20 protein-coding genes are annotated in these 24,110 nt (G+C 33.7%); 1 reads left to right on the top strand and 19 read right to left on the bottom strand.

The genetic code is table 11. The annotated features are described in order from the left end of the window. Positions 1-255: 255 nt before the first annotated feature. The 16 genes from NQ558_RS06565 to nifS all read right to left on the bottom strand — a co-directional run bounded on the left by NQ558_RS06565 (position 256) and on the right by nifS (position 19,885). Positions 256-1,056: an ABC transporter ATP-binding protein gene (locus tag NQ558_RS06565; RefSeq protein WP_005363665.1), complete on the bottom strand. Its 801-nt coding sequence runs from the start codon at positions 1,054-1,056 to the stop codon at positions 256-258. Then, positions 1,056-1,991, bottom strand: a complete 936-nt coding sequence (locus NQ558_RS06560) for an ABC transporter permease (protein WP_005363664.1) — start codon at positions 1,989-1,991, stop codon at positions 1,056-1,058. Before NQ558_RS06560 ends, NQ558_RS06565 begins: the two co-directional genes overlap by 1 nt. 12 nt (positions 1,992-2,003) lie before the next feature. After that, complete coding sequence (locus tag NQ558_RS06555) at positions 2,004-3,017, bottom strand: ABC transporter substrate-binding protein (protein WP_005363663.1); 1,014 nt, start codon at positions 3,015-3,017, stop codon at positions 2,004-2,006. 621 nt (positions 3,018-3,638) lie between these two features. Beyond that, entirely contained in the window at positions 3,639-4,718 is a 1,080-nt protein-coding gene (locus NQ558_RS06550; RefSeq protein ID WP_005363662.1) for an iron-containing alcohol dehydrogenase family protein, read from the bottom strand. Between the two features lie 271 nt (positions 4,719-4,989). Continuing rightward, positions 4,990-5,928 carry an L-lactate dehydrogenase gene (locus NQ558_RS06545; RefSeq protein ID WP_005363661.1) on the bottom strand — a complete coding sequence of 313 codons (939 nt, stop codon included), beginning with the start codon at positions 5,926-5,928 and terminating at the stop codon, positions 4,990-4,992. An 87-nt stretch (positions 5,929-6,015) separates the two neighbouring features. Beyond that, positions 6,016-7,440: a phospholipase D family protein gene (locus NQ558_RS06540; RefSeq protein WP_005363659.1), complete on the bottom strand. Its 1,425-nt coding sequence runs from the start codon at positions 7,438-7,440 to the stop codon at positions 6,016-6,018. A gap of 140 nt (positions 7,441-7,580) precedes the next feature. After that, positions 7,581-8,873, bottom strand: a complete 1,293-nt coding sequence (locus NQ558_RS06535) for an O-acetylhomoserine aminocarboxypropyltransferase/cysteine synthase family protein (protein ID WP_005363658.1) — start codon at positions 8,871-8,873, stop codon at positions 7,581-7,583. A gap of 43 nt (positions 8,874-8,916) precedes the next feature. Beyond that, on the bottom strand, positions 8,917-9,852 hold the full coding sequence (gene cysK / locus NQ558_RS06530; RefSeq protein WP_005363657.1) for a cysteine synthase A: 936 nt from the start codon (positions 9,850-9,852) through the stop codon (positions 8,917-8,919). Positions 9,853-10,324: 472 nt separating this feature from the next. Continuing rightward, positions 10,325-11,470: a HEAT repeat domain-containing protein gene (locus NQ558_RS06525; protein WP_005363656.1), complete on the bottom strand. Its 1,146-nt coding sequence runs from the start codon at positions 11,468-11,470 to the stop codon at positions 10,325-10,327. A 123-nt stretch (positions 11,471-11,593) separates the two neighbouring features. Then, positions 11,594-13,477, bottom strand: coding sequence for an outer membrane protein assembly factor BamD (locus NQ558_RS06520; protein WP_005363655.1), 1,884 nt, complete (start codon positions 13,475-13,477; stop codon positions 11,594-11,596). Continuing rightward, positions 13,440-14,741: a M16 family metallopeptidase gene (locus tag NQ558_RS06515; protein ID WP_005363654.1), complete on the bottom strand. Its 1,302-nt coding sequence runs from the start codon at positions 14,739-14,741 to the stop codon at positions 13,440-13,442. Before NQ558_RS06515 ends, NQ558_RS06520 begins: the two co-directional genes overlap by 38 nt. A 156-nt stretch (positions 14,742-14,897) precedes the next feature. After that, positions 14,898-15,644 (bottom strand): LytR/AlgR family response regulator transcription factor, encoded by a 747-nt coding sequence (locus NQ558_RS06510; RefSeq protein WP_005363653.1) that lies wholly within the window; start codon positions 15,642-15,644, stop codon positions 14,898-14,900. Positions 15,645-16,265: 621 nt separating this feature from the next. Next, the gene (gene mnmA / locus NQ558_RS06505; protein WP_005363652.1) at positions 16,266-17,342 is read right to left on the bottom strand and encodes a tRNA 2-thiouridine(34) synthase MnmA; all 1,077 of its coding nucleotides are present in this window, start codon (positions 17,340-17,342) and stop codon (positions 16,266-16,268) included. After that, positions 17,343-18,254, bottom strand: coding sequence for a quinolinate synthase NadA (nadA, locus tag NQ558_RS06500; protein ID WP_005363650.1), 912 nt, complete (start codon positions 18,252-18,254; stop codon positions 17,343-17,345). A 76-nt stretch (positions 18,255-18,330) separates the two neighbouring features. Further along, positions 18,331-18,708, bottom strand: coding sequence for a Fe-S cluster assembly scaffold protein NifU (gene nifU, locus NQ558_RS06495; protein ID WP_005363647.1), 378 nt, complete (start codon positions 18,706-18,708; stop codon positions 18,331-18,333). Further along, positions 18,698-19,885 carry a cysteine desulfurase NifS gene (gene nifS, locus NQ558_RS06490; protein WP_040447336.1) on the bottom strand — a complete coding sequence of 396 codons (1,188 nt, stop codon included), beginning with the start codon at positions 19,883-19,885 and terminating at the stop codon, positions 18,698-18,700. The genes nifU and nifS overlap by 11 nt, the downstream gene beginning before the upstream one ends. 255 nt (positions 19,886-20,140) lie before the next feature. Here nifS and NQ558_RS06485 point away from each other — a divergent pair, with 255 nt between their 5' ends. Continuing rightward, positions 20,141-20,926 carry a cell wall hydrolase gene (locus tag NQ558_RS06485; RefSeq protein WP_050750991.1) on the top strand — a complete coding sequence of 262 codons (786 nt, stop codon included), beginning with the start codon at positions 20,141-20,143 and terminating at the stop codon, positions 20,924-20,926. Positions 20,927-21,117: 191 nt separating this feature from the next. Here the strand turns inward: NQ558_RS06485 and NQ558_RS06480 are convergent, their stop codons facing one another. From NQ558_RS06480 to NQ558_RS06470, 3 genes are all read right to left on the bottom strand, one after another. Further along, positions 21,118-21,528 carry an RrF2 family transcriptional regulator gene (locus NQ558_RS06480; RefSeq protein ID WP_040447334.1) on the bottom strand — a complete coding sequence of 137 codons (411 nt, stop codon included), beginning with the start codon at positions 21,526-21,528 and terminating at the stop codon, positions 21,118-21,120. Positions 21,529-21,713: 185 nt separating this feature from the next. Next, entirely contained in the window at positions 21,714-22,241 is a 528-nt protein-coding gene (locus NQ558_RS06475; RefSeq protein WP_005363633.1) for a phosphatase PAP2 family protein, read from the bottom strand. Between the two features lie 123 nt (positions 22,242-22,364). Then, positions 22,365-23,525: a fibronectin type III domain-containing protein gene (locus NQ558_RS06470; RefSeq protein ID WP_005363631.1), complete on the bottom strand. Its 1,161-nt coding sequence runs from the start codon at positions 23,523-23,525 to the stop codon at positions 22,365-22,367. Positions 23,526-24,110: the final 585 nt, after the last annotated feature.

The following is a 24,110-nucleotide window of genomic DNA, read 5'->3' as shown; positions in this document are numbered from 1 at the left end:
TTATATCACTGTATCTTTTTTATATCAATGTACATTTTATATATTTGTAGTATTTTTAGACATCTGTTTGATTTTGTAGGTATAATTTTTTATTAAGTCGAAGATTTTGTTAGATTTTAAGATAGGTGTTGAAGGTTTGCTGACTGCGTATCCAGAGATATTCTTTATAGTCTATGTGATATTAACCAACTAAATTTCACAAAAAAATACCACAACATTCTAATCAATTTTAAAATGTTGTGGTGAAATTGCTTTCTACTGACTTAACAATATTCTGTCGTTATCAAATTCTTTCTGCTTCTTCATGGAGTACATTTTTATCATGTCTTCCATTGTTGTATTCTTTCTTTCTTCTCCTGAAAGGTCAAGTATTATTTCGCCGGAATCAAGCATTATTGTTCTTGTTCCGGTTGTAAGGGATTGTTTCAGGTTATGTGTTATCATCATTGTTGTTATATTATTTTCCTGAACAATTGTTTTTGTAATGTCCATTACTTTTTCTGCTGTTGCAGGATCAAGAGCAGCTGTGTGTTCATCCAAAAGCAAAAGTTTTGGAATTGACAATGTACACATTAATAATGTTACAACCTGTCTTTGACCACCTGAAAGAAGCCCGATTTTTGTTTTCATTCTATCTTCAATTCCCATATTATAACGGGCGAGATTTTCTCTAAAGAACTGAATCTTTTTCTTTGTTATTGCTCTTGAAAAAGGCGACTGCTTTGAAGCTCTTGTGTATGCCAATGCAAGATTTTCTTCAATTGTCATATTAGGAGCTGTTCCCTTCATTGGATCCTGAAAAACACGTCCTATCATCTTTGCTCTTGAATGTTCACTTTTATAAGTAATATCCATATCATCTAAGAAAATGTGTCCCTCATCTACCATAAAGCTTCCACAAATAGCATTAAACAAAGTACTTTTTCCGGCACCGTTTGAACCAACTACTGTAACAAATTCCCCGTCTTCAAGCTTTAAGCTTAAATTATTAATTGCCACATGTTCATTAACTGTTCCCTTTTCAAATGTTTTTGAAATATTCTGAATATCTAACATTATCTTGCCGCCTTTCTTTGCTTATTCTCTGCCATTTTCTGTTTAATTGCAGGAACTGCAAGTGTTATTGCCACGATTAACGCACATGTAAACTTCATAAGGTTACTACTTAATTCTCCGAAAAGATTTTCTCTTATAACAAATGCAACTATTAATTTATAAATAACAGAACCTGTCACTGCTGAAATAAGTCCAATAGTAGCTCCTCTTTTTCCAAAAATAGCTTCACCGATAATAACTGCTGCCAAGCCATAAATCAAAGTTCCGTTAGCAGTATTAACATCTGAATAGCCAAGACTTTGTGATGATAAAGCACCTGAAAGTCCAATAAGACCATTAGCTAACATTAATCCGATAATCTTTGTTCTGTCTACATTAATTGATGAAGCTCTAACCATGTCCGGATTGTCACCTGTTGCACGAATGCAAAGTCCAATGTGTGTTTTGAAGAACCAAATAACTATTAACAAAACTATAATTACAATAATCAGACTAACTACAGTCTTAACTATACTTGTTTCAAACTGACCTCTTATTAAAAGTAACTGCTTTATTTTTTCAAAAACTGTAATCTTATTATAGCTTAAGTTAGTTGTTGCACCTTTTTCTGTTAATGAATAACACACAAGATTAATTGAATACAGCCCACTCATTGTAATAATCCCTGCCAAAACAGGATGTACCTTTAATTTTGTCTGTAAAAATCCTGTTATTACTCCTGCAAAACCTCCCGCTATCATTCCTGCAAAAAGTGCAAGAATAGGATGACCTGCAAGTGCCACCAAAACTGATATAACAGCTCCGAAACCAAAGCTTCCTTCTGTAGTTAAATCCGGTATATCCAATATTCTAAGTGATATATAAATTCCCATTGCCAATAATCCGTAAATTAAGCAATCCGGAACATTGGATAAATAATATTGTAATTCTATCATTTCTCTTCCTCTTTAGTTTTCAATAACGTTAAGTTTGTAATCTGTTTTAATATTGTCTTGGCTAATTCCTAATGTCTTCATTGCTGACTTGCTTACTGAGCAATAATCAATGCCAACTACCTGTGCAGGAATATCTGCAACTTCTTTTCCGTTTACATAGTCCATTGCGATATCAACTGTTTTCTTTCCAATGCCCTTATCATCAATGGCAAGTGTTGCAAAACATCCTGAAGCTACTGTTGTTGCTGATGAACAATATGTTGGGATTTTCTTTTCATTACAAATCTCTGTTAACTTGCTTACTCCATCCTGAATAATTGAATCATTTGGTACGAAAATTGCTTCTGCCCCTTCAGCGATTAAAGCGTTAGTTGCTGTTTCAACATCGTTTGATGAAGCTGCTGTTTTTTCTATATATTCAACATTAATTGATTTTAAATATTCTTCACACTGCTTAACTGTGTTTGTTGCGTTGTCTTCATTGCCACTGTAAATAAGACCGATTTTCTTAACAGGTGTTGTAGCCTGTGCCAAATCAATAATTTTTGAAACCGGAATTGCATTAGATGTTCCTGTTGCATTCTTGTCCGGCTTATCCATATCTGTAAGTATACCTGCTGCTGTTGGCGCTGATACTGCACAGAAGAAAACAGGTGTATCTGTTTCTGAGTTAACTAATGCCTGTGTAGGTGGTGTTGCAATTGAAAAAATCATATCGTATGTGCCATCTGTCATATTAGTTACGATTGTTGAAAGTGCTGATGCATCACCTGCTGCACATTTGTAATCAATCTGTGAATCTTCGTAACCCTGTGCCTTTAATTCTGCGACAATTCCTTCTTTCATGTCCATAAAAGCTCCATTTTCAATCATTGAAACAATACCAACTTTTACTTTTCCGTCGCCGTTAGTATCTTTCTTGTCTGTTGCAGAGCCTGACTTTCCATTTCCTCCGCATGCTGTTAATGCTGCTGCTACCATAACTACTGTTGCTAAAACACTTAAAACTTTTTTCATCTTTCTCATATTCTTTCTCCTTTTTCTTGTAGCTTTATGCTAGTTATTTTAAGTTTTGAGCAATTCTGATAACCCATAGAGTAAAGTACTTTTTATGTAACACGAATTCCAAAGGAATTTCTTATTGCATAAAAAAATCCTCAACAATAGCATAATCTTCTATGCTATCATCAAGGACGAAAATACTAAAATATATTCCGCGGTGCCACCTTGATTTGTGAAATTAAAATCTCACACTCTCAACGAGTACTATCATACTCTGTGCAACTAACGTATGCCTTCACGTCACAAAATACTAACGAATACTGAAATAATTATTAAAGTTATTAACAAACTTTCCTGAACTATCATCCATTGATTAATTATCTCTCGCTTTGTTCTATGCCCTCTGCGGTCCATTTATGTGAGCTGCGTTCTGTGGGTTCTCAGCATCCCCTACTCTCTGTAAGTGCACGATTCACTTTTACCTCCGCATCATCGGTTTCTAATGGTCATCTTTAATTGTTTCTGTAAACTATGGGAAGATTATAACTCTGTATTTTTTATACGTCAACCCACAATTTTAATATATATTTTGATTATTTTTAACACAAAACTAAGTAAACTATTATATTACAGTTTTTTATATTCTTACATGGCTTCCAGTTTTCTAATAGACTCTTCCACCATTTCTTTTGTTATCTTGTATGGATTGTGGTCTATATCTTTCATTTCAACGGCAATTTTTGCTATTTCTTCAAGCTGTGAGCTGTCAAACTCTAAGTCTTTTAATTTAGTTGGAAGTCCTACACTCTTACTAAACTCATATACTTTTTTGAAGTCTTCTTCATTACCATCCACAAGTAAAAGATTAAGCACACCATAACTTACCACTTCCCCATGAAGATGATTCTTCTCAATATGTGGATATGAAGTAAGTGAATAAAAAATAGCATGCGCAAGCCCTGTATTATAATCAATTATATGTTCTGCAGTGAGGAAAATAGAAGCAATTCCTGTTGAAACAATAATTGCAAGAACAACCTGCTCGTAAGCATATGAAACCTTTCCTTCATTATTTGACTCCATAGCTTCTTTTCCATATCTCATAATAGGCTCGTAGCACATCTTGCTTGCCGTAACGCCCATCTGTGTATAATGATTTAACGCTTCACCTCTTGAAGACACAGTGCTTTCAAAATATTTTGCATAAGTATCACCCATTCCTGCCCACATATAACGTGATGGTGAGTGAACCAAAATCTCTGTATCAATAAATGCATGTACCGGTGGTGCTGCAAAGAAGAATGGTTCCTTAAATCTTCCGTCAGGATAGTACATAATTGAAACACTTGTACACGCTGAACAGTTAGATGCAATAGTCGGGAAAGAAAAAACCGGTTTGTTCGCTTTAATTCCAAGGGACTTTCCTGTATCAGTAGATTTTCCTCCACCAATTGTAAAAATCATATCTGCCTGCTGTACTAAAGGATTCTTCATTAACTCTTCCACATTTTCGTATGTAGCCTCTCCTCCATACCAAATAAAATCCAAAATCTCCAGATTAGATTTTTCACAAGCCTTAACTATCTTGTCCTTTGCTGCATTAATAGCTTTATGACCGCCAATGGCTATAACTTTAGTTCCGTATGGTTCACAAATTTCCGGTATTTTATCATAAACTTTGCTTCCAATTGAATAACTTGGAAGATGCATACTATAATTTTCCATATCTTATTTTTAGTTTCCTTTCTTATATTTACAACACTTCATTCTATCGCAAAATATTTTGTTTTGTTATTCCGTTCATCAGGAAAACTCTAGAAGCAAACAATAGGCAGATTTTTGAAATTTTGCGAGCATAGCGTAAAGCAAAAATCAACTGTCTGAGCGTCAGCGAGTTTTGATTTTTGTTTTACAATAGGCGGCGGAGCAAAATGATAAAATCAACGTGTTTGCGATAGAATTTTCCTGATGAGCGGAGAAAACAAAAATTTTGCGATTATTCAACCATATGTTGTTTTATTACATTACATGAATTTTCGAATTGTTTTAATTCTTCATCTGTCAGCTTCAATTCTACCACTTGCTCTATTCCGTTTCTGCCTATTATACATGGCACTCCTGCGTGGACATTTGTTTGTCCGTATTCCCCTTCTAATAGGGTTGATGCCGGAAGAATTCTGTGTTCATCCATTAGAACAGCTTTTGCCATATCAGCTAATGCTGTGCCTATTCCAAATTCTGTTGAACCTTTTCCTTCTATAATATCCATACCTCTCATGTGAGTTTGGTCTGTTATAACTTTTTCGCTTAGCTTTCCAAATCTTTCGGGATTTTCTTCTTTTAGATGTTTATAGTTTTTTCCAAATATTGTTAAGTTTGAAAATGGCACCATTGATGAATCACCATGTTCGCCCATTGCAAATCCGATTACGCTTTGTGGTGCAATATTGCAAAGGTCTGCTACTGTTCTTCTCATTCTTGCCGTGTCAAGAGATGTTCCTGTGCTAAACACACGGTTTTTAGGCAATCCTGTTGCTTTTCTAACAAAGTCTGCAATTATGTCCGCAGGATTTGTAATTGTTATAATTATTCCTTTTATTTCTATTTTATTTAAGTTGCTTACAATGTCCCTTACACATTCCACTGAACCATCTAACACATCAAGTCGTGTCTGTCCCGGAAGTCTTGGAACCCCTGCACTTATTACTATAATATCTGCATCCTTGCAATCGCTATAATCTCCACATCTGACAATTACTGAACTATTAAAAAAACTTACACTGTCAGCTATATCCATACTATGACTTTTAGCTTTTGTCCGGTCTTTATCAACCAAAACAATTTCATCACATATTCCCTGTATTGCCAAAGCATATGCACAATGTGAGCCTACGTGCCCTGCTCCTATTATTACTATTTTTCTGTTTGCCAACATATTAATGTCCTCTTTTCCAAGATTTATCCCTATTAATGTCTTTTTTTATAGACAACTGTTTTTAATCCCTTATGATATTTATCCACTTTAAAACAAAAATCTTAATCCATTCATCGCCCAACCAAACCACGCTTTAATGTTTTTCTTTTTGTCTGACAATTCTTTCATCTTCATTCCCTCAGGAATATGGCTATACTCTGTTTCATTTTTTACAGTGGCTGCTTTCTTCTCATACTCTTCCATACTTGCTTTAAGTTGTTTATTAATATCCTTACTGTTAATAACAAGCATAAGCTCTGTATCAATATATGCACTTCTCATGTCCATATTAAAAGATCCTACAATGGCAATATCATCATCTATGGTCATACTTTTCCCATGATAAGAAATTCCACCCTCATATTCTTTAATTGTAACTCCGGTGTTTATAATGTCTTTCTTATGACTAAGATAATCCACTGCACCAAATATATTTCCATTATTCTCTGCAGAATTAGTCATAATGGTTGTTGGAACATTTATATTTTTAAGTTCATTATACATATAGTCATTACAAATTATATAAGGAGTATGAATCTTTACTTCCTTCTTTGCATTTTTTGCCAAATACATTAAACCATAATAAACCGTAGGCTGCTTTGCATACAAAGATGTGGGATTACTTAAAAGATTTATTTTGTTAGTCTCATAAGTATTAGCCTTATAATCATAATTTTCCGTCAAAAATTTACCATATTTATTTTCAAGGTTTTCATATCTTTTTCTAAGCTCCTGCCCAGCCTTTTTCACACTGTCTTTTTCCCCAAGACTTTCATTATTGTGAAATACAGAACAACATTTCTGGGAAGTTATTTTCTTATAATAATCCTTAAGCTGATAAATTGAACTGTCCTTTGAGCCTGTGTTATAAACAAGCACATCCCTGTCATAATTCTTGTGACCTGCATAATCCCCAAGGAAATAACCAAATGTATTTCGTCCGCCAAGTATATACAGACTGTCATCTGCAATTACATATTTGTCATGCATTCGTCCTAAACCATTCCACGGAATAAGGATATTAACCTGATTATAAATTATAATTTTTATATTTTTGTTGGACGACAAAGCATAAAAATAGTCGTTATTCTCCATTTGAATAATCGAATTAAATCCATCGGCAAAAATTTCTACCTTTACACCTCTGTCCGCCGCATTTAATAAAGCTGCCAAAATATCCTTTCCAGCATCATCACTTCTAAAATCAAAAGTTGACAATATAAGGGTCTTTTTGGCATCCTTTATTACTCTAAGCCGCATTTTTAACGCTTCCTCGTTATCTTCAATAATAGTTGCCCTATCCGGTCCTGCACTATCACTATAAAACTGTGTGCTTTCAACTGCCTCCTTTTTCGTCTGCGACACATCAGGATGGTGTAAAAATGGCACAATGCCACCAATTACCACATACATTAAAAACGCCAATAATAAAGTCAATACAATTTTAAATAATTTCCAAATAAGTTTTGTCATACCTATAATCTTAAACGTTTATAAAACAAAATCAAGTTTTAAATATAATTTTTATTTTACACAAAAGTGTGTCTTATATAATTTTCCCCTTAAAATGACAAAGAGCCACCCGAAGGTAAGCTCTTTAAGAAAAAAGATATTTATTTGACAGCTTTAAAAGCTTCATCTAAATCTTCAATAATGTCATCAACATTTTCTGTACCGATTGAAAGACGAATTGTGTTAGGCTTAATTCCTGAACCTAAAAGTTCTTCTTCTGTCATCTGTGAATGTGTTGTTGATGCCGGGTGAATAACTAATGATTTAACATCAGCCACGTTTGCTAATAATGAGAATAACTGAAGGTTATCGATAAAGTCTTTAGCCTTTCTGTCATCTCCCTTTATTTCAAATGTAAAGATTGATCCACCACCGTTAGGGAAGTATTTCTTGTATAATTCCTGCTGTACAGGATCATCAGATACTGATGGATGATGTACTGCTTCTACCTGTGGATGATTCTTTAAGTACTGAACAACTTTTAAAGCATTTTCAACATGTCTTTCAACTCTAAGTGAAAGTGTTTCTAATCCCTGAAGGAAAATAAATGCATGGAATGGTGAAATTGTAGCACCTGTATCACGAAGAAGGATTGCTCTAATCTTTGTAACAAAAGCTGCAGGTCCTACTGCTTTAGTAAAGCTTACACCATGGTAACTTGGGTTTGGAGCTGTAAGTGATTCAAACTTTCCGCTTGCTTCCCAGTCAAATTTTCCACCGTCAACGATTACACCACCGATTGTTGTACCATGACCACCGATGAATTTTGTTGCTGAATGAACAACAATGTCAGCACCGTGTTCAATAGGTCTTACAAGATATGGTGTTGCAAATGTATTGTCAATTACAAGTGGAATCTTGTGTGCATGTGCGATTTCTGCAATTTTTTCAATATCTACTACGTCTGAATTAGGATTTCCTAATGTTTCAATAAATACAGCCTTAGTATTGTCCTGAATTGCATTTTCAATTTCATCAAAGTTAAATGGATCTACAAATGTTGTTGAAATTCCATAAGCTGGAAGTGTATGTTCTAAAAGGTTATATGTTCCACCATAAATGTTCTTTGCTGCAACAATGTGGTCACCATTCTGTGCTAAATTTTCAATTGTGTAAGCGATAGCTGCTGCTCCTGATGCTACTGCCAATGCTGCAACACCACCTTCAAGTGCGGCAATTCTCTTTTCAAATACGTCTTCTGTTGGGTTTGTAAGACGTCCATAAATATTTCCTGCATCTGCTAAGCCAAATCTTGCTTCTGCATGATCGCAATTTCTAAATACATAAGATGAAGTCTGATAAATTGGTACTGCTCTTGCATCTGTAACAGGATCTGGATTTTCCTGTCCTACGTGCAACTGTAATGTTTCAAATTTGTAATTTCTCTCTGCCATAATTATCTCCTTTGTAAATATCTTTTTTCTTAATCTTATTAACTTAATCCTGGAATAAAGGTGTTGAATAATATCTGTCACCTGAATCAGGTAATAATGCTACAATATTTTTGCCTTTGTTTTCAGGTCTCTTAGCCAACTGAACTGCTGCGTATAATGCTGCACCTGATGAAATACCTGTAAGAACACCTTCTGTCTTTGCAAGTTCCTTAGCTGTTGCAAAAGCGTCTTCGTTTTCTACTGCAATAACTTCATCATAAATCTTTGTGTTAAGAATGTCAGGTACAAATCCTGCCCCGATACCCTGAATCTTATGTGCTCCGGCTTTTCCTTCTGAAAGAACAGGGCTTGTTTTTGGTTCTACGGCTACAACCTTTACATCAGGGTTCTTTGATTTCAAATATTCGCCTACGCCTGTAACTGTTCCACCTGTACCAACGCCTGCTACGAAAATATCAACCTGTCCATCTGTATCTTCCCAAATTTCCGGTCCTGTTGTTTCTCTGTGTGCCTTAGGATTAGCTTCATTAACAAACTGTCCTAATATAATTGAACCAGGTGTTGCTTCCTTAATTTCATCAGCCTTAGCAATAGCACCCTTCATACCTTTAGCTCCTTCTGTAAGAACTAATTCAGCACCATATGCTTTCATAATGTTTCTTCTTTCAACACTCATTGTTTCAGGAATTGTAATAATTACTTTGTATCCCTTTGCTGCTGCAACTGCTGCAATACCGATACCTGTGTTACCTGATGTTGGTTCAATAATTGTTGCTCCCGGTTTAAGCTTTCCACTTTCTTCTGCATCTTCAATCATCTTTAATGCGACTCTGTCTTTAACGCTTCCTGCCGGATTAAAATATTCTAATTTAGCTAAAATCTTAACATCTGTAATGTTTTCTTTTGCTTCAAATTTCTTAACCTCTAATAAAGGTGTCTTTCCAATAAGTTCTGCTGCGCTTGTTTTAATATTTGCCATTTTTATATCCTCCAAATTTAACTGATTTTCTAATTTTTTATTGTCCCTATTAATTAGTTGTTTTTCACTTTTAATATTTTTCCCTACTGATTAGTTGTTTTTCACTTTTATCGTTCTAGAGTTCATTGGAACTCTCTTATCATCATTATAATTTTGAATCTGTAGTTTATAATCATTTGTAAAAAACTATCTGCTACACATTCGCTCCGTCTCTCCTACACTTATGTTGCAACAGTAAGTCTTTCTCATTTTGTAATTATAAGCTGTCTTTGTTCTGCTCATAACACCGCTTCCTTTCCTATTCATTCAATTCCTATAAGTTAAGTAGGTTTTGTTTATAGTGGCATATTACTATCTTTTTCCTACAATGTCAATAGGATAATCGAAATTTTTAATATTTTTTATTCAAAACATATATGTTTAGTATGTTTTAATACAATTATACCACAAAAAAGAGCATATAAGTTTAAACCTACATGCCCTTTTTGTTATAATCTTTTTTAATAATATTAAGTACCTCTTCTATTGATTCAATAACTTCTTCTGATTTTTCTATCTCCCTTCTTTTTTGCAATATAGTTTTTATTTGCTCTTTATTTTCCTCGTCAACAATTCCATATAAGCAATTTGCTACTTCACATCTTTCTGAAGATTTTGATGAATCAATCTTTTCTAAAAGATATGATAGCCATCTTTCTTCTCCCAGACAATAAAGAACTGCCCAAATGTCAATTATTGCAAAATCAGTTTTTTCCCTTTTCAATAAATTCTTTAAGAACTTTGTTGCTTCCTTCTCCTTATTAATCTCTACAGCTACGTCGCCTAATGCAACTATGGCATAACCTCTTACCATACCCACACTGTCTTTTGAAGCAATTCCCTTTAATGCTTCATATACTTCAAGCGAATCACTATTACTTAAGGCGTTGCATGCCTCCATTCTTACAACATCATCTATATCTTTTGTAAGATGTAATAATATTTTTTCACTTTCGATTAACTTGGATTCTTCTAATATTCTTGCAATTAATATTTTATTGTTAACATCATCTTCAAAAGCAATTTTTCTAAGCTTGTCTATTTCCGCCTCATTTATCTCTCTTCGTTTTGCACTTTGCTCTAGTTTGTGAAGAAACTGTTGTTTTTCTTCATACTTTGCATCAACATATCTTTGTACAATTCTATCAGCCGTAATTGTTGCTTGCCTTTCTTTTCCGATTTGTGTCAATTCAGAATTATTTAACCATTGGAAATAATGAGTCAACTCATGGGTTAATGTACACAAATACTGATAAACCGCCTGTTCTCCCATTTCTTCAAAAGACTCCTTAAAGTCTCCTGCTGCAACTCTTACATAAGGTTCTTCCAGAAAATTGAATGGTCCCAAAAAAGTTCCAAATACATATTCCCCATCCATTGCCTTTATCTTTTTGAAATTTTTAACATATACAGGCACCCTTATGGGAAATGTATATTCACTTCTTAACCACCTGCAATATTCCTTAAACCCTGTTTTTAATTTCTCGTCAATGCCTCTGTCAAACTTTAAACGTAAACCTTTTCTAACATTATGGTCTTTGTATTTATCTTTCCAAACTTCACTCTTCCATATGTCCATTTATTTTTAACAAGAACCGCCAATGATATATCACGTTATTATTCACAATACATCATTGACGGTTTTCTTTATGTTGTTCACCGTCCTTTCACTTAATCTTCTTCGCCTGGCTCTGATTTTAAATCAACTGACTTCTACTCTAGAAATCATTAATCCATCATCTGCCTTATCATATTTTAGATAAATGTTTAACGTTCCAATTTCCGCATCTCCTAAATCTATCCTTAATGGTGTGCAAATGCCTTTGTCCATATCAATATTTTTAAAATAATCATAATCAGCAAAACCTTTATCCCAATCTTTTGCCATTAAAGCTTTAATTTCAACTACATTAGATTGATTCTTGTATTTCTTCAACAATTTTCCGTTTTTATAAACTCTTGCGTTCTGATTATCTGATTTATCCAAATCTTTAGGATTTTTGTATTCCAAATCATCTTTTTTCACCCCTAAGTCCAAAAGCGAAATAGTTTGGCTAAAGTTATTTCCTGTAACTTTTACTTTATAATCATCTAGTAACTCTGTTTTAAAACCTTCTGATTCCAAATCCTGTTTTTCCACATTGCTGTAAATTTGTTTCAATGCACCATCTTCAAACCCATATAAATTCCAATCAATAGTTGTGTTAGGTTCACTTGACAAAATCAGTTCATCTTTTCCATCTCCTGTAACATCACATAAATTTAGCTGTTCATCTCTCCCCTGACCTGCCAATATGTCTGTTTTTGTAACATAGCTCTTTTTATTGTTGTAATCCAAAATGGCAAGATATGCGTAATTATCCGACTCTTCACCTTTTTCTTTAATAACTAATGCCAGACTTTCATTTTCTCCTGTTATATTTCCTAAAGCAAAGTTCGTAATGTATACCTTGTTCTTGAAGCCCAAAAACTTCAAATCATATGTTGGCTCATTTTCTGTACAATAAAGAGTTTTTTGTCCTTCTTTATATTCGCATTTGTGAATTATTACATTCACATCTTCTGTAATTTCTTCCGGGTTTGGTATGCTTAATTTTTCTTTAACTTCCTTTGTAGTTTTTAAATTTATAGAACTGCCACTTATCACTGAAGCTTTCTTGTTTCCTTCTTTCAGTTCAACATCTGTTCCAATTTTGCCATCTTCATATAATACCGTAACATAGTTTTTATACTTCGTTCCTTCACTATCTGTTACAACCATATTTATGTCTAATGTGTTATCTTCCCTTGTCAGATAAGTATATTTTACATTTTTAATTCCATCTGAGTATTCTTTTTTTAATGCCTCTTCTATGTTCTTCTTAACATCTTTTGAATTGGAAATTTTATTAAATTCCTTTTCTGACATTACTTTCGCCTTATATTCGTTGCACTTTTTATTTTCGTTATCCCATTTAAGATGGTATTTCTGCTCAGACTGACTCATCCAATCCTTACTTTCAGGTTCTAAAACAAAATATGTATAATCATATGTGTATAACTCACCTTTTTCCACCAAAATATTCATTCTGCCTTGAGAAAAAAGTTCTGCAGGCTTCTCGCTGCTTACGCCATATATTTTGGCTTCCATTTCGTCATTTTGTGTTGTTTGCGCCTTGTTAAACAAAACATATTTATCCTTTCCACTTTCAAATAATGTTATGGATGTATTGTTGTCAGCTATGAAATCTGAAACAATTTTTTCTGTTTTGTCACCATTAGAAAACCATAATTCAAATTTATCTTCTACTGCTTCATTATCTTTTCCTTCTCTGGTTAAAACAAATGCTTCCTTATTGTTGTCACTATCAAAATCTTCAACAATAGTCTGATAAGCCGACTTGTCCGTCAACTTCTCCACTGCCTTGTTGTAATCATTTTCCGTCATACTCTTTGCAACTGTTGTTTCACTGTTTTTATTCTGTGTTGTTCCACATCCTGTTAAGGATACTGCCAATAATAGCGTCATTATTAATATTGTTTTTCTCATATGCTCACCCTTTTCCTTATTAATCTTTTTCATTGTACTCATTATCGTATTTACCATATAATAGTTCTCTTAATTTGTTTTCAGTTATCCCTTTGGTTGGTCCGATTACAATTAAAGACATATTTTCTTTTCTAAAAATCATTTCTGAAATCTCTCTCATTCGTTGAAAGTCAATTCTTTCATTTGCCATAATTCTATCTTCAATGGTTAACACTTCTTTATCATTCAGAAAATCACTACCTAATTGAAAATTTAATTCTTTAGTTTCTTCTGCCCAATACCATAGATTTTCTGTGAAAAAAGCCATATTTCTATCCACGTCTTTTTTAGAAATAATATTCTTAAGCTGCTTTAGAATCTTAATAATCTCCAATATGCTCAACTGCAGCCTGCTTTTATCTATAGAAAAAATTATAGACAATATAGATTCCTTACTAAAAATATCTACACACGAATAAATATCATAAACCAAGCCCTGATTTTCACGAATTTCCGTTTGAAGATATGAGCCATCTCCGCCTCCAATTATGCTATTTAGAAATAAAAGTTCATTTTCTTTAATCTTAGTCAAATCCACATCAAAAGATAACTGAACATCCACTATGTTCCACGACGCAAAATTTTTCAATTTAACGTCCGGTTCTCTTTTGAATTGTCTTCCCTTAATAACCTCTACTTTTTCTTTTCGTTCTACTCCTTCATTGATTTTTATTTTCCCAAATTCTTCAAAAATTTCTCTGGACTTTTCTTCATCTATAGCTCCTGTTATAACCAAAGTTACATTATTCTTAGAGAATATTTCTTTCTTATAACCAACCAAATCATCTACCGTAAAACCTTTTACATTCTCTTCACTTCCTAAAATTCCGCGTTTTAAAGGATTCTTACGCCAAATAGCCTTGTCATAAATTTTCTCTAAAGTTACTTCATCCTCCTTTTCATAAATTTCATTTATAACAATCTTTTTCTCACTTTCCAGTTGCTCTTCCGTCCAATCATAGGTTGTTAATATTTTTTCAAAAATATCCAGACTTTTTTCTAAATACTTAGGTCTTACCTTCACATTGAAACATAACATTTCCTTATGTGTAGTACCACGTAACGAAGTTCCCATCAGTTCCGTAGTTCCATATATATCTTTCTGGTTCATGTCTCCCAGTTGTCTAAAATGCATATGTTCCAACAAGTGCGTAATCCCATTATTCTCTTTATTCTCATATCTAGCTCCGGCTCTTGTATATAATCCAATTTCCACTGACATAGCATGTTCAATTGGATAACATATAACTTTCAAGCCATTGTTTAATGTACGTTTCTGCATAACACTCCCCCTCTTTAACTCATTTTTAATTTTTTCTCCTTAGATATTAAAATTTTCCGTTTCTTGCTACTTCCATAATATTATATTTTTCGTAACAATATCTTTTTGGTCAATTTTTGTATCTATTTTGGTCAATTTTTGTACTATAGAAAACTTTTATCTTTCGTACTTAGTTTCCATATATTCCACCATGCGTTTTTTTAGCTCTGCAGTCCTTGCTCTTGAAACTGACAATGTTTCCCCATTCATTAATTCAATTTCCTCTTTTACACGTTTTTTTATGTATTTTAAATTTACTATATAGCTATTATGAGCATATACAAAATTATATTCCTTCAACTGTTCATACAAATCCTCTATTTTCTTCTTACAATGAAATACATTATTATTGTTATTTTTCAGTCCTCTTGGACACACATGTATGTTCGTCCCTCTTCTTGCAATTGATATATACATAATGTCATCCGACTCAATCTGAAAATGCTCTCTTTCCTTATACCCTTTAATCATTGGTGCCGTTCTCTTATTTTTAAGATAATCTATTATTTCCTCACATTCATCCAGCATTTTTTCTCGTGAATACTGTTTAATTAAAAATCTATACGGTGCAATCTTTATCATTTCAGGAGACGGATTACAAAAACCTGAGCAAAAAACCAATGTTGTATTTAAATGTTTTTTTCTAAATTCTACTGCAACCTGATCTCCCATTGCATCATCAAGTTTAATATCCAAAATCAGCAAGTCGATATCCATTCCATCTTCCACATCCCACAGAAATACCTTGCCTTTAGTGTATTCATAAAAATTTATATCCTTATCGCTTCCGTTCACTTCTACAATAACTTTTTCTATGTAATCAATAAAAAAAGTGTCATCATCACATATCGCTATATTAATCATGTTAATCCCCCTCTTTTGTCTTATATTTTCCGTTCTGTATTTGGTAATTCTATAGTATCAAATAAATAGTGTTTTTGATACACATTTCAATATAAATTTGTCGTTTTTTTCTCTCTATTTTTGTCTTTTCCTATATGTACCACAAATATCGCTATTTTCTCATTTTTTGTGGTACGTTTTCAATTTATGTAAACTAATTATGTCACTTATTCTTGCTTCATTTTTAAATTTGTCACATATTGACTTATATTATTTTGTTATGTCGACCAATATGTTACTTATACTGACTTGCTTTCTGTGTGCGTACCACAAAAATAGCTAAATTGCCGTATTTTGTGGTACATTTCTCTATCAAGCTTTTTGTTTCCTATATTATGTAAACTAATCCAGGCTAATTTTAAAGATTCGTTCTTTATTTTCAACATGAAGTCGTTCGAGATGCTCTCCACGCCCCGTGATTTATCAAATTCAAGTCAAATATTTAAAAATTGCTATAAAATTCATAATATTTAAGGGCAAAAAAGAGCCAGAACACATCTCGCATTCTAACTCTTTTCAATGCCAGCCTACCAATCCTTATGGTATTCTAGCTCTTTATTCTCCACCTGTTCCACAGGCTTTCTAACATTCTTTTATTGTTCCGCCACCAAGAACAACGTCTCCATCATATAATACAACTGACTGTCCTTTTGTAATGGCTCTTATTGGTTCGTCAAAAGATACCTTAACATCACCGTTTTCAAGTACTTTTGCCACACCTTCTGTTAATGGCTGATGATATCTTGTTCTTCCACTTACCTTTATTTCTCCTGTTGGAGCTTCACCTGATATCCAGTTAAAGTCTGTTGCAACAAGTTCTTCTGTGAAAAGATCTTTGTTTCGTCCAACTACAACTTCATTTGTTTCCGGTCTGATTTCAAGAACATAATGCTTGCCATCACGGTTAACATTAATCCCTTTTCGCTGACCTACTGTATATCTGTAATACCCGTTGTGCTGACCTATAACCTTGCCATTAATATCAAGGAAATTACCTTTACCAACTTTCTTGTGAGTATACTCCTCAATGAACTTCATATGATTTCCATCAGGTATGAAACAAATATCCTGACTATCATGTTTGTCTGCATTAATAAGTCCTGTCTCAGCTGCTTTCTTTCTTATTTCATCTTTAGTATATTCTCCTAAAGGAAACATTGTATGAGCAAGCTGTTCCTGAGTCATATGATAAAGAACATAACTCTGGTCTTTTGAATCATCTATTCCCTTCATAAGCTGGTACTTGCCTGTAGCTTCATCAAATCTGATTCTAGCATAATGACCTGTTACTATCACATCACAGCCCAAAGCTTTTGCTCTTCTATATAACTCTTCAAACTTTAAATATCTGTTACAGTCAATGCATGGATTAGGAGTCATGCCACACATATAGCAACCTACAAACTTGTCTATAACCTTCTCCTTAAATTCTGCCTTAAAATTAAAAACATAATAAGGAAAACCAACTTTGTAAGCTACACTTCTGGCATCTTCCACATCACTTAGAGAACAACATGTCTTCTCCTTTGACATGTTAATATCCTCATTGTCATATAACTTCATTGTTACCCCAATAGGGTCGTATCCTTTTTCTTTCATAAATACGGCAGCCACACTACTGTCTACGCCACCGCTCATTGCTATTAATGCCTTTTTCATTTACCCTAACCTAATCATTTCATCAATACAGTGTTTTGCCTTAGTTCTTGTATCTTCGTCAAGATTAATTTCTAAGCCGCCAATACCCTTACAACAATTTAATACATCAGTTAAAGTTGTTGCTTTCATATTGTGACAAACGCAGTCCTTTGATAATGGATAAAACATCTTATCCGGACATTCCATCTGAAGATGAGTTACAATACTATTCTCTGTTCCAATAATAAACTCTTTAGCATCGCTTTCCTTGGCATAGTTCATAATTCCTGTTGTTGAACCAACATAATCTGCTAATTCCACAACTTCAGGCTTACATTCAGGATGTACAAGGAACAATGCATTAGGGTGTGCAGCCTTAGCCTTCTTAACATCCTCTGCACTCATTCTTGCATGAGTTGGACATCCGCCTGATAACAACTTAAATGTCTTGTCAGGAATCTGTTTAGAAACCCAGTCACCTAAGTTACAGTCAGGAATAAATAAAATCTTGTCATTTTCAATTTTGTTACAAATAGTAACTGCTGATGATGAAGTAACACAAATATCACAAATAGTCTTTAATTCACTTGTTGTATTAATGTAAGCAACAACTGTATAATCACTGTAAGACTTCTTAACCTGTTCAATTAAATCCTTGTCCATCATTTCTGCCATTGGACAGCCTGCGTCACCATTTGCAAGCAAAACTGTCTTATCAGGGGATAAAATCTTAACTGTTTCAGCCATAAATTTTACACCACACATAATAACAGTCTTGTTTTTTGTTTCTGCTGCTTTAACAGACAATGCAAAACTGTCACCTGTAAAGTCAGCTACTTCAAGGATTTCCGGATTCTGGTAGCAATGTGCCAAAATACAGATATCCTTTTCTTTCTTTAATTTAAGAATCTCTTCCTGAATATCTCTAATCATTTCTCACCTTTTAATCTCGCTTACGCTTTTATAATTTCAGGTGATTCCTCTTTATAAAGAAAATATATTTCAGTAATTAATTATCTTTATGTTTTTCTTTATAATCGTCTATAGCAGCCTTAATAGCTTCCTCTGCAAGTACTGAACAATGCATCTTATGTGCAGGAAGTCCGTCTAAAGCTTCAGCTACTGCCTTGTTTGTAAGTTCCAATGCATCATCTAATGACTTTCCTTTAATCATTTCTGTTGCCATTGAACTACTTGCTATAGCAGAACCACATCCGAATGTATTAAATTTTACGTCAGTTATGATGTTATTGTCAACCTTTATATATATTTTCATAATGTCGCCACATTTAGCATTACCAACTTCGCCTACTCCGTCTGCGTCATCAATCTTTCCTACGTTTCTAGGATTCATAAAATGATCCATTACTTTTTCACTATATAACATGCTTTTGCTCTCCTCTCTGTAATTCATCCCAAACCGGTGAAATGCTTCTAAGATAATCAACTACATTTTTAATTTCCTTAACCATATAGTCAATCTGTTCTTCTGTAATGTCTTCTGCTATTGTAAGTCTTAATGATCCATGAGCTACTTCATGAGGTCTGCCAATTGCAAGTAAAACATGACTTGGATCAAGTGATCCTGATGTACATGCTGAACCTGAAGATGCTGCAATACCTTTAGCATCTAATAATAAAAGTAATGATTCTCCTTCGATTCCTTCAAAACAGAAGTTTACATTACCCGGTAATCTGTTTTCGCTTGCTCCGTTTAAAACTGAGTGTTCAATCTTTGAAAGTCCTTCAATAAGTCTGTCTCTTAAAGTTGTAACTTTTGCACTTGATTTTTCTATATTAGATACAGCATCCTTTAAAGCTACAGCCATACCAACTATTCCGGGAAGGTTCTCTGTACCCGCTCTCTTACCTCTTTCCTGTGCACCACCTTCTATAATATTAGTAAGTGGAACCTTCTTATTAGCATAAAGAACACCTACGCCCTTTGGTCCGTGGAACTTATGAGCTGATAATGATAACATATCAATTTTTTGTTTCTTAACATCAATATCAACATGTCCAACTGCCTGAACTGCATCTGTATGGAAGATAACTCCCTTCCTTTCACAAATCTCACCAATCTCTGTAATTGGTTCAATTGTTCCTATTTCATTATTTGCATACATTATTGATACAAGAGCTGTATCTTCTCTAATTGCGTCTTCAACTGCCTTAGGATCAACTACGCCCTTTTCGTTTACATCTAATAATGTAACTTCAAATCCCTGTTTTTCTAACTTAGCTAATGTATGGAGAACTGCGTGATGCTCTATTTTAGTAGAAATAATATGTTTCTTTCCTTTTTTTGCACCAAATGTAGCTGCTGAAATGATTGCCTGATTGTCAGCTTCGCTTCCACCTGATGTAAAATAAATTTCTTTAAAGTCTGCACCTAAGCATTCTGCCACGTCCATTCTTGCCTGAAGTAGCTTTTCTGCTGCTCTCTGTCCAACACTATGAAGACTTGATGGATTTCCATAAAAATCTTCCATACACTCATTCATCGCTTTAATTGCAGCCTGACTAGTTTTAGTAGTAGCCGCATTATCTGCATATATATACATTTGAGTAACCTCCATTCTATATTTAAATCTCTTTTTCCTATCTCTGCACTAGGAATTATATAACCTAATTTTTAATTTGTAAATAACTTTTTTTCTTTTTTTATTATTTTTTCCCGTTTTTTCCTGCTTTATTATAATGTAATAACTTAATATTTGCAAATTGTTACAAATACCCCCTTGACAAATTACATTTTTTTTGGCATTATTAATAACCGTAATATCTATGTAACATTTTTGTAACAGATGGAGGTTATTTTGAAACATAAATTTATAGGTTTACTTTCAGTAGCATTTTTGATGTGTGCATCTACTACAATTGCAGTTCATGCCGAAAACGAAACTACCACTGTTGAGAACCCTACAACAGTGATTGCCGTAGAAACAACTACTCCGGTAGCCAAAACAACTACTCCGGCATATGTTAAATCAATTACAGTTAACAAGACTATAAAGGTAAACAAAAAGGCTAGTATTAAAAAAGACATAAAATTAAATAAAACAAAATTAAAAAATTTCACATTAGTATCTAATAAAACAAAAGTTGCAACAATTTCTTCTTCAGGAAAGATTAAAGCGAAAAAAGCCGGAAAAGCTGTCATTACTGTAAAATCTAAGAATAACAGTGCTTTATATGCAACAATTAATGTAAAGGTAAAGAACAGATACACTAAAGACCAGTTAAGACTTATGTCTTCTATTATTTATAGTGAAGCTGGTGATCAGAGTTATGCAGGTAAGAAGGCAGTTGGTATTGTAATTGCCAACAGAGTAAGTTCTAGAAGTTATCCTAACACTTTAAGTGGTGTTATTTATCAGCCAGGACAGTTTTCACCGGCAAGAAACGGTTCTTTAAACAGATCATTAGCATTATATGACAGTGGTCGACTTGACAAGGGTTCAATTAAAGCTGCTAAGGCTGTTCTTAATGGAGATAAGAACGTAAAACTTTCTTATGGAACAATAAATATGAACTCATATTTATTCTTTAGTGGATATGTAAGAGGTGCAAGATTAACAATTGGCGGACACCAGTTTAAATAAGTAGATAAAAAAAGAATCTTCAGTTTTTCTGAAGATTCTTTTTTTGTTCAGAAACTGACCTTCAATTTTTTAGTAGAAATTGTAGAGTAATTTCTCAAATAAAAATCCGAAACAAATATGATAATACACATCTGTTTCGGAGTCTTAAACATCTTAATTTATTCTTATACTATTTCTTATGCTGTTTGTTTTTATACTCTGCCTTCAACTAAGTCTTCCAGTGTTACACTTTCCAAGTATTCATCTATCTGGTCGTCTAATTTCTTCCACAATGGTAATGTAATACATTCAGTAGCTCTATCGCACTTCTCAGCCCCTTCTTCCAGGCAGCCAACCGGTGCCAATGTTCCTTCAGTAAGTTTGAGAATTGAGCCTATTGTATATTCTGCCGGTTTCTTCACCAGCTTGTATCCGCCTGCTTTGCCTCGCTGACTCTTTACCATATGTCCTTTATGTAATAACGATACAATCATTTCCAAATACTTCATGGAAATTCCCTGTCTTTCTGCCACATCTTTCAGTGATACAAAAGACTCGCCATCATTCTGAGCCAAATCTATCATAACTCTTAAAGCGTATCTGCCTTTTGTAGAAATCATCATCTCTAAATACCTCTCTGTCGTAAATACTCTCCTACTAGTATACATTAACGCCACAATAAAATCAACTTAATTCCGATTATTTTTATAGGAATTGTCGTATAAATATTGTTATGTTTCTTTAAAAATTTTTTAGAATCACTTTATATGATTATAGTTTCAAATCACTAAAATCTTAATTTTGTGGATTATTCTTTTTTTATTTTTAAAATCTTTGTTCCATATACATATGTTAACGCACCTATTGTTATTCCAAGAACTGCTCCTCCCAATATATCTGTTGGAAAATGCACATATAAATACATTCTTGAAAAAGCGATTATTATAGCAAGCGGAATAACCACCCAACCGAATTTCTTATTGGTTAACGTTATAATTGTTGTAGCTATACATGATGCCTGTGTGTGACCTGAAGGAAATGAATAATCTTTTGGAATTGCTATAAGCATCTTAAAATTTGTATCTATCCAACATGGTCTCGCTCTTTGAACAACGTTTTTCACTATTCCGTTTCCAATAATCAGTCCTATTAACAACCCCGCAAGAACCAAAACTCCATATTTACGGTATTTTTTTGATATAAGCATTGCAACGCCTATGATAATCCAAATAATCCCTGCATTTCCCAAAACTGTAATTCTAGGCATAAACCAGTCACAAAATCCACTACCGAATATTTGTTGTATTTTTTCTAAAATTAACCAATCAATTGCCATTGAGTTAACATCCTTTCCTTTTTAGTTATGTTTTATACTCTATCATTTTAAGAGAAAAAAGACAACCGACCATTACGGCCGATTGTCCCTTTTATTAATATGTAAATAATTTATGAAAGAATATTATTTAATCTTTACTACCTTCTTAGCTGAGTATGGTCCATAAACCTTAGTCTTTCCGTTCATAAAGAATCCTCTAACTCTTACATAATACTTCTTACCTGATTTTAATTTCTTAATTGTGATCTTAGCTTTTTTTGTTGTCTTAACTTTTGATTTCTTGAAATTCTTCTTTAATGAGTACTGAACTTCATATTTCTTAGCCTTGCTTGCTTTCTTATATTTAACAACCATAGCTTTCTTCTTAGCTTTCACTTTAGAAATCTTAACCTGTGAAGGTGACTGGATACCTGCTGTAATCTTGAAGTCCTTAACGTCGATTGTTCCACTCATATCGTTTTCATCGATGTATTCTTTTAAGAATGCACCAAATGCAAACTTAATACCTAATGTAGCCTGAGCCTTTTTCTTCTGATATTCTGATCTAAGTGATGGAATCTTAACATCTGCTGATACTGTTACATATCCGTCATCTGCTGTGTTCTGGCTGTCAAGTGCAACAAATGGGCTGAAATCCTTTGTGCTTGAAAGAACGCTCTTACCACCGATTGTAGCCTTAACATTTGAAAGCTTAAGAGCTGCACCATCTTTATCTGTGTTATCAAATGCTTTAAAGTGAATGTGTTTTACGTAGTTGTACTTATCTGTACCAACATTTTCACCCATAGCTTTTCCTTCGCTATCCTTAATTACGTTGCCTTTAGCATCTTTCTTGTCCTGACTCTTCATAATTTCATTCTTTAATGTACTCTTAATCTTAAATGAAATTGTGTAATAACGTCCTCTTTCTACATTAACAACCTTATCTGCTGTTACGCCCCATGGGTTAGACTGTCCTACAGTTCCCATTGGTGTCCAGTTAGCACTCCATCCTGTACTTACAACATTCATTGTAAAACTGCTTGATGTCTGTGTTGTAATCTTTGCATCTTCACCATAACTCTTGTATGTATTCTCTTTATTCTGATATTTCTGTCCTGCTCCGATAAGCTTATCTTCCCAAGAGCCGTTATCTTCACGTGTATGGATAGAATATGATGTCCATGCCTTTCCGTTAGATACATCTGTTCCCTTAGCTACTGCTGCAGATGCCATTGATGCTGTACCAACAACCATAGTTACTGATAAACCGATTGCTGTTAAGTTCTTGAATAATTTTCTCATTTTTTCATTCTCCTTTATATGTTTTTGTCACTTAACTATAAAATATCATTTTTATCATTCTTTTTCAAGTGCAGTTTGTATAAAATTAAAGAAAAATGAATCGTTTTTTATAGAAATATTGAATAAAAACTGTTTTATCTTTAAAAGTTACTTATTGTGAAATAAATATTATACTTTTTGTTATATAGTTTATTTCATGTAAAACTGCATAAAAACATTAATATCTCTCAATTGTATTTACTTGAAAAAACTAAAAATACCATTTAACGCAGGAGCAACCACTGAACCGGCAGGCGAGACTTCGAACCTTCGAGCACAAGACCTACGCTCGCTTAATGTAAAAACAGCACCCTTTTAGATTCTTTTTTATGAAAAGCGCGAGACGGGTTGCGGTCATCCTGTGGATGACCCTGCTTTGCAGGAGCAACGACCGAGCCGGCAGGCGAGACTTCGAACCTTCGAGCCCAAGACCTACGCTCGCTTAATGTAAAAACAGCACCCTTTTAGATTCTTTTTTATAAAAAGCGCGAGACGGGTTGCGGTCATCCTGTGGATGACCCTGCTTTGCAGGAGCAACGACCGAGC

Source organism: Eubacterium ventriosum (genome assembly GCF_025150745.1).
Lineage (GTDB): Bacteria > Bacillota > Clostridia > Lachnospirales > Lachnospiraceae > Eubacterium_G > Eubacterium_G ventriosum.
The sequence above is the reverse complement of the archived record's forward strand: the minus strand, read 5'-3'. Positions and strand labels throughout refer to the sequence as shown.